We start from the raw sequence: 8,058 nt of genomic DNA, 5'->3' as shown, positions 1-8,058 counted from the left end.
AGGCCGGCGCGACCCGTTTGGGCAGCAGTTCCGGAATCGCCATCGTCGGCGGCGCCGAGGCGGCGGGCGAGGGTTACTGAGTCAACTGGCGGCCAATTGCCGTGGCGGCAAATGGTCGTGTAATTGCGCAAGTGCGCCGGGTAGCGCCGGCCGCGAGAGGAAATAACCCTGCGCTTCGTGGCAACCGTATTGGGTCACCAGCGCCAGGCATTGATAGTCTTCGATGCCTTCGGCGACGGTGCGGTAACCCAAATCGCGGGCCAATTGCAGGATCGAGCGGGCGATGATCTGGTTGCGCGGGCTGCCGGGCAAATCGGTGACAATCGAGCGATCCAGCTTGATCACATTGGCCGGAATTTCGTGCAAGTAGGCGAAATTGCTGTAGCCGCTGCCAAAGTCATCGATTGCCACGTCCATGCCGAGCTCGCGCAAACCCTTGAGCTGACGGATCACTTGCGGGTTGGCGCGGATCCATTCGCCCTCGGTGATTTCGATTTCCAGCCGATGCGGCGCAATGCCGAACCGCAGACAGGCGAGCCGCAGAATTTCACCGATGTCCTGGTCGTCGAAATCCTTCGGCGACAGGTTCAGCGACACCCGGCAATCAAGGTCCTGCCATTGCGCCATGGTGCTCATGACCTGATCGATCACCCAATGCGTCACGCGCTGAATCAAGCCGTTGCGTTCCATCACCGGAATGAACTCGGCGGGCGATACCGCGCCGAGCTCCGGGTGATTCCAGCGCAGCAGCGCTTCGGCGCTGACCCGGCGGCCATCGAGCAGACTGAAACGCGGCTGAAAAACCAGGTACATCTGGTTGCTGGCGAGTGCGCGGTCGACATCCCGGGCCAGGGTAAACGCACGTCGCCAGGCGCAGTCGCGGGCAATGTCGTACAGCGCCCAGTGCGTGTTGGCCTGGTGCGCCGATTCCACCGCGTGCATGGCTTTGCGCAACAGGTCGGCGTGGGACAGCGGATCGTGCTGGAAAATCACCATGCCGGCGCGCGGCGACGGGCTGGTCAGGGCGCTGTCGGAACGGGTCATCGCGCGCAACCGGTCGATCAAGCGATGCACGAACAGTTCGTAGTCAGGCATGCTCGTCTTCAACATGAAGCAGAACTGCCGGTCGTTGACGTGGTACGCGCAACTGATGCCGCTAAGGCTTTGTTTCAGGTGTTGGGCAATGTCGAGGATGATCGATTGCGTGGCGCCGGTGCCCACGGCCAAGGTCATTTCATGGCCACGGTGTGAGTCGAGCGCATCGATCAGCACCAGCACCCGATGTTCGGCGTGCGGCTGCAAACCAAGGTCGTTGAGGTCGGCGAAAAACTGCCGCTGATTCGGCAGACCGCTGACCGGGTCATGGCAATCGCCGAGCTGACGTTGCTCGATCTGCGCCATGACCATTTCCGCCAGATCCTGCAGGACCAATCGCTCGGCGTCGCTCAGTTGCTTGGGTTCCTTGTCGATGATGCACAGGCTGCCAATTGCGTGCCCCGAGCGCGTGCGCAGCGGTGCGCCGGCGTAAAACCGAATGCCGTTGCGCGCGGTCACCAGCGGGTTGAAACGAAAACGCCCATCCCGCGAAGCATCCTCGACCTGCAGCACGCCGTTCTCGCGAATGGTGTAAGCGCAGAACGATTGGTCGATGGGCGTTTGATCGCGGTCGAAACCAATGCGCGCCTTGAACCACTGCCGATCCTTTTCGACCAGCGAAATGAGCACGGTGGGCACGTTAAAGTAGGCGGCGGCGAGGCAACAGATGCGGTCGAAGTTTTCTGACTCTGCTGTTTTCAGCCACTCCAAGGCTTGTACCGCGTCCAGGCGATGTGTTTCTGAATGATGATCGTGCATGGTGACTCCTGGAACGGACGCTTACCGATTCTGAATTCGATGGTGGCCTGATGATGTCATTGTAGTGTCACGCATTATGACTTTTCTTGTACACGAAAAGTTTTACGTACAAGAAAATAAAAATTGGATCCGCGGTTTAGAGCGATGACGGGGATTTGTGCCGCTGGAGGGTTGTATAAGTTTTCGCGCAAAAAAAAGCCCGGCTCTGCAGGTCAGCAGCCGGGCAGGGCAGTTGCAAGTGAAGGTCAGTCCATGTGCAAGACGATTTTGCCAATGTGGTCGCCTGCTTCCATCCGCGCGTGGGCCAGGGCGGCATCGGTGAACGGGTAAACCTTGTCGATGATTGGCAGGCAGCGCCCGGCGGACAGCACCGGCCAGACGTATTCGTACAAGCCCTGGGCGATCGCGGCTTTCTCTTCTTTGGTGCGTGAACGCAACAGCGATCCGGTGATCGACGCGCGTTTGCTCATGATCGCCAGCAAGTCGACGTCATTGGCGCGGGCGCCGCCGAGGAAGCCCAGCATCACCAGCCGACCTTCCATGCCGAGCGCACTGACGTTGCTGTTGAAATACGAGCCACCCATGATGTCGAGGATCACGTTGACCCCTTTGCCAGCGGTTTTCTCCTCGATGACTTTGGCGAAATCCTGTTCTCGGTAGTTGATCGGTTTGCCGCCGAGCTTGCGAATCGCCTCGCATTTTTCCTCGCTACCGGCGGTGGCATACGCCTCGACGCCGAACTCGCGGCAGAGCATCAGCGCGGTGGTGCCGATGCCGCTGGTGCCGCCATGGATCAACGCGCGCTGGCCTTTGCTGGCGCCGCCGATATCAAACAGATTGGCCCACACGGTGAAGAAGGTTTCCGGAATCGCCGCGGCTTTGATCCAGTCCAGGTCATCGGGGATCGGCAAGGTCTGGCTGGCCGGCGCGATGCAATATTGCGCGTAACCGCCGCCATTGGTCAGCGCGCACACCCTGTCGCCCACCGTGAACTCACTGACGCCTTTGCCGATTGCGACCACTTCGCCGGCCACTTCGAGGCCGGGGATCGGGCTCATACCGGGTTTCATCGGATACTTGCCGGAGCGCTGGATCACATCCGGACGGTTGACCCCGGCGGCGTGCACACGAATCAGCACCTCACCGGCAGCGACCGTCGGCATCGGCACGTCACGCGGCTGCAACACCTCAGGGCCGCCGGGTTCAGTGATTTCGATCAGGGTCATGGTTTGGGGCAGGGACATTTTTGAATTCCTGTGGTGGAAGGGGATATGTAGATGGGATCGCCGGTGCGGCCAAAAAATTCACTGCACACCCGCAGATCCCTGTAGGAGCTGAGCTTGCTCGCGAAAGCGGAGGGTCAGTCGATGCAGATGTTGGCTGTCACGGCGCCTTCGCGAGCAAGCTTTGCTCCTACGGATTGGCGGTGGATGTGGATGATTGCCCGGCACTGATCCCCTGTGGGAGCTGAGCTTGCTCGCGAAAGCGCTGGGTCAGTCGACGTAGATGTTGGCTGTTACGACGCCTTCGCGAGCAAGCTTTGCTCCTACGGATTTGCGGTGGATGTGGATGTTGTGCCCGGCACTGATCCCCTGTAGGAGCTGAGCTTGCTCGCGAAAGCGCTGGGTCAATCGATGCAGGTGTTGGCTGTCACGACGCCTTCGCGAGCAAGCTTTGCTCCTACGGATTTGCGGTGGATGTGGAGGATTGCCCGGTACTGATCTCCTGTGGGAGCTGAGCTTGCTCGCGAAAGCGGTCGGTCAGTCGATGCAGATGTTGGCTGTTACGACGCCTTCGCGAGCAAGCTTTGCTCCCACGGATTTGCGGTGGATGTGGATGATTGCCCGGCACTGATCCCCTGTGGGAGCTGAGCTTGCTCGCGAAAGCGCTGGGTCAGTCGACGTTGATGTTGGCCGTCACGACGCCTTCGCGAGCAAGCTTTGCTCCTACGGATTTGCGGTGGATGTGGATGTTTGCCCAGCACTAATCTCCTGTGGGAGCTGAGCTTGCTCGCGAAAGCGGTCGGTCAGTCGATGCAGGTGTTGGCTGTCACGACGCCTTCGCGAGCAGGGTTTTGGTTTTGCTTGAGCAAGCGCATGGCCAGTTCCAGCAGCAGGGCCACGACGATTGCGCCGCAGGCGATTACGAACAACAGCGCATGCTGGCCGCCGCTGGCGTTGAAGATCGCCGAATAGGCAAAACCGGTGAGTGCCTGGAACGTGGCAAACGAGACGGTCGCGCGGCTCCAGGCGATTTGTTGCTGGTGATGATTGGGCACCAGCTCATGCACGCGCGCCAGCGCCAGCGGAACGATGCCGGGCGGGAACGAGCCGAGGATCACCGCCAGCAGCGCCAATGCGAGGAACGAGCTGGAAACCGCCAGCAAACCCAAGGTAATCGCCTGCACCACCAACACAATGCGAATGCTCAACCGCGCGCCAAACTTGTCGGCGAGGAAACCATAACTCACTGGCCCGATGATCGCGCCCAAGCCATACATGACCCAGATCAGCGCGCCGACATGCGCCCCGGCGCCGAGGCCGCGAGCGACGAAGTCGACCAGAAACACCATCGTCGGCACTAATCCCGCCGCCATGAACGCGTACTGCGCAAACAACAGATACAGACCCGCTGGCGTTGGCGTATTTGAAGTGTCACCGCTCACCGGCGCAGCATGTTGCGCGGTCGTGGTCGGCCAGCCAAACCAGCTCGCGGCGGTCAACACCAGCGCGATCAAACCCAAGCCAAACCAGGTGTTCTGCAAACCCAGGCTCAGCAGCGGCGGAACAATCGTCCCCGAGCCGGCAATGCCCAAACCGATGCCGAGGAAAATCGCCCCGCTGGCCAGGCCTCGGCGGGACACCGGCACGTGCGGCAACACCGTCGCGGCGACCAACACCATGATCGCGCCACCGGCTACGCCCGACAGCAACCGCCAGCCAAAAAACCAGCTCACCGACAACGGAAAACCACAGGCAAAAAACGCCAGCGTCACCGCCAGCATCATCAGCCGCAACGCTGTGCTGTTGCCGACTCTACGAGCGAGTGGATGACCGATCAGCGCGCCGATCAGGTAACCGACCAGATTGGCCGCGCCGAGATACACCACGTCGTGGGCGGAAAACCATTGCGCCTGGATCAGCGATGGAATCAGCGGCGTATAGGCGAATCGCGCCAAACCGATGCTGACCAGGCTGGCGCAGAGGCCGGCGAAGATCGGCAGCCAGATCGCGCTGCGCGGGTGGGTCGATGAGCTGTGCATGAGGAATTGTCCTGTGGGGGTGAACTCATGCGCCCAGCTTATCCAGATAAATTGATGCATTCGCGCAGCGATTTCACGCTAGAGTGATGCGAATTTGCATCATCGATTGCAACCTGTGAGTAATGCCAAATGAACTGGGACGATGCTCGTGTGTTTCTCGCGGTCTGCCGTGAATCGACCTTGCGCGGCGCCGCGCGGGTGCTTGGCGTCGATCAGGCGACCGTTGGCCGGCGTGTCACGGCGCTGGAAAAGTCCTTGAGCGCGACGTTGTTTCTGCGCACCTCCGAAGGGTATGCGCTGACGGCGGTGGGCGAGGCGGCGCTGCACGCCGTGGAGAAAATGGAGCTGTCGGCGCTGGAATTGCAGCGCCAGATTCAGGGCCTCGATGATCGGCTGACCGGCATCGTCCGGGTCAGCACCACCGACTCGCTGGCGATCGATTTCCTGATCCCGGCGATTGCCCGATTGCACCGCAAACACCCGGATGTGCGCGTGCAACTCGATGCGTCCACGCAAATGATCAGCCTGGCTAAACGCGAGGCCGATATCGCCGTGCGCAACGCGCGGCCGGACAACCCGGACCTGATCGCCCGACGCATCGCGCGCTGGCCGGTGGGGCTGTTTGCTTCGCAGGAATACCTCGATGCCCACGGCGTGCCGGCGCCGGGTTCGGCGTTTGAGGGGCATGATCTGGTGGTGTATCAACCTTATCTGGCGGGCAACAAGGAACTGACGCTGGTCTCGGAACCGCTGACGCGCGGGCGGATTGTGTCGAGTCTGGGGTCGGGGTTGTTGGTCCGTCGCTCGATTGCGGCGGGGATCGGCATCGGCGAAATCCCGGCGTACATGGGCGAGCGCGATGGCCTGGTGCGGCTGTGGCCGGAACGCACGCGCCCGGTGCCTTACGACGTGTGGCTGGTGACCCACGCCGACCTGCGACACACCGCGCGGGTGCGAGTGGTGATCGATGAAATCGTCGCCGGATTCAACGGCATCGGCGAATAGCACAGCCGAAGTACCATTCCCGACGAACCACAACCGATGACCACAAACTATGTAGCAGCTGCCGAGCCCGCGAGGCTGCGTTCGGCGGCGAAGCCGTCGTAAAACCATCCACCTCGGTGTATCAGGTAAACCGCGGTGGATGAATTGGCGACGGCTGCGCCGCCGAACGCAGCCTCGCAGGCTCGGCAGCTGCTACATAAGCAGCGTTGGCAGCGGGATTTATGGCATTTCCGGCAGTTCTTGCGGCCGCAGGTCGAACACCAGCACTTCGGCATCGACGCCGTTGTTCAGCGTCAGCACTTGCTCCTGACGCACCCGCACGCCGTCACCTTCCTGCAACTGCACGCCGTTGAGTTCTACACTGCCGCGAGCCACGTGCACGTAAGCGTAGCGGTCGGCGGCGAGTTCCAGCGTGACGCTTTCCTTGCCGTCGAACAGCCCGGCATACACCCGCGCATCCTGGCGCACCGACAGCGAACCGTTGGCGCCGTCCGGGGAAATGATCAACTGCAAGCGACCGCGTTTTTTCTGCGTGCTGAAGTGCTCTTGCTGATAACGCGGTTTGGCGCCGCTGACGTCCGGCACGATCCAGATTTGCAGGAAGTGCACACCCCGCGTCGCCGAGTGGTTGTACTCGCTGTGGGCCACGCCACTGCCGGCGCTCATCAATTGCACGTCGCCGGGGCGGATCACCGAACCGGTGCCCAGCGTGTCCTTGTGTTCCAGCGCGCCTTCGAGCACATAAGAGAAAATCTCCATGTCCCGGTGCGGGTGCTGGCCAAAACCTTTGCCGGCCGCCACGCGGTCATCGTTGATCACCAACAGATCGGAAAAACCCTGCTCTTTCGGGTTGCGATAGTTGGCGAAGGAAAAGGTGTGGAACGACTTCAACCAACCGTGATTGGCCGCGCCGCGATCCGAGGCTTTGCGAAGGGTCAGCATAATGAAATCTCCTGTCAGGACGTGAATTCGTCCGAGTGAGGAGAAGGTTAATGGTTACCAGTGGATGCAATAAGTAGATGAAAATTGAAATACTGTCTCGTACAGGTTGACAGTATAGAAATTGGCCGATGCATTTAGCGGCCATATCCGCAAGACTTGGCCATAATGCCAAACCTTGTAGGAGCAAAGCTTGCTCGCGATGACGTCGTGTCAGTCAACCAATATTCTGGATGCAAGACCGCCATCGCGAGCAAGCTTTGCTCCTACAGCATCTGGTGCGCAGTGAATAATCTTCTTTTGACTTCAACGAATCCGATCCCATGAAAACCGTGGCAATGGTGCTGTTCCCCGACTTCCTCCTGCTCGACATGGCCGGGCCGATGGAGGTGTTTTCCATCGCCAATCGTTACCTGGCCGCAAGCGATCATTACCTGCTGTCGACCATCGGCACCGAGCGCGGGCCGTTGCGCGCCTCTAACGGCGTCAACGTCCAGGCCGACGTGCATATCGATCAGGCCAACGACGCCTATGACCTGCTGCTGGTCCCCGGCGGCCCCGGCGCCTACAACGAAAAACCCCAACCGTTGCTCAACTGGCTGCGCCGCGCCGTGCCGCGCGCCGAACGCTTTGGCTCGATCTGCACTGGCGCGTTTGTGCTCGGGCATGCCGGCCTGATTGACGGCTATCGCGTGACCACCCACTGGCACTACACCGAACGGCTGATCAAAGGTTTCCCGAACGCCAAAGTCGAAACCGATCAGATATTCGTCGAGGACCGCAACCTGATCACCTCCGGTGGCGTCACCGCCGGCATCGATCTGGCGTTGGCCGTGGTCGCTCAGGACCACGGCAAAAAAGTTGCCCAGGATGTCGCCAAAGTGCTGCTGGTGGTGATGAAACGCCAAGGCGGGCAGGCGCAGTTCAGCCCGTTGCTGGCGGCGGTCGGCGCGCCTGAAACGCCGATCACCCGTGTACAGAATCACGTGCTCGAACAC

6 protein-coding genes are annotated in these 8,058 nt (G+C 60.8%); 2 read left to right on the top strand and 4 right to left on the bottom strand.

Features of this window, described 5'->3' with window-relative positions; translation table 11 throughout:
* Positions 1 to 81: 81 nt before the first annotated feature.
* From BI292_RS07050 to BI292_RS07040, 3 genes are all read right to left on the bottom strand, one after another.
* Positions 82 to 1,854, bottom strand: a complete 1,773-nt coding sequence (locus BI292_RS07050; protein WP_101207444.1) for a sensor domain-containing phosphodiesterase — start codon at positions 1,852 to 1,854, stop codon at positions 82 to 84.
* Between the two features lie 245 nt (positions 1,855 to 2,099).
* A complete protein-coding gene (locus tag BI292_RS07045; protein WP_101207443.1) occupies positions 2,100 to 3,098 on the bottom strand; it encodes an NAD(P)H-quinone oxidoreductase in 999 nt (332 codons plus the stop codon).
* Positions 3,099 to 3,880: 782 nt separating this feature from the next.
* Positions 3,881 to 5,116, bottom strand: a complete 1,236-nt coding sequence (locus BI292_RS07040; protein ID WP_101207442.1) for a YbfB/YjiJ family MFS transporter — start codon at positions 5,114 to 5,116, stop codon at positions 3,881 to 3,883.
* A 129-nt stretch (positions 5,117 to 5,245) separates the two neighbouring features.
* Here BI292_RS07040 and BI292_RS07035 point away from each other — a divergent pair, with 129 nt between their 5' ends.
* On the top strand, positions 5,246 to 6,121 hold the full coding sequence (locus BI292_RS07035) for a LysR family transcriptional regulator (protein ID WP_101207441.1): 876 nt from the start codon (positions 5,246 to 5,248) through the stop codon (positions 6,119 to 6,121).
* Between the two features lie 219 nt (positions 6,122 to 6,340).
* Here BI292_RS07035 and BI292_RS07030 read toward each other — a convergent pair whose 3' ends face one another.
* Positions 6,341 to 7,063 carry a pirin family protein gene (locus BI292_RS07030; RefSeq protein WP_101207440.1) on the bottom strand — a complete coding sequence of 241 codons (723 nt, stop codon included), beginning with the start codon at positions 7,061 to 7,063 and terminating at the stop codon, positions 6,341 to 6,343.
* Between the two features lie 320 nt (positions 7,064 to 7,383).
* Between BI292_RS07030 and BI292_RS07025 the strand changes: the two genes are divergently transcribed.
* Positions 7,384 to 8,058, top strand: a 675-nt coding sequence (locus tag BI292_RS07025; RefSeq protein WP_101207439.1) for a GlxA family transcriptional regulator, incomplete at its 3' end; no start/stop codon positions are given.

It is taken from the genome of Pseudomonas sp. 43NM1 (assembly GCF_002836905.1).
In the GTDB taxonomy this organism is placed as follows: Bacteria; Pseudomonadota; Gammaproteobacteria; order Pseudomonadales; family Pseudomonadaceae; genus Aquipseudomonas; species Aquipseudomonas prosekii.
The sequence above is the reverse complement of the archived record's forward strand: the minus strand, read 5'-3'. Positions and strand labels throughout refer to the sequence as shown.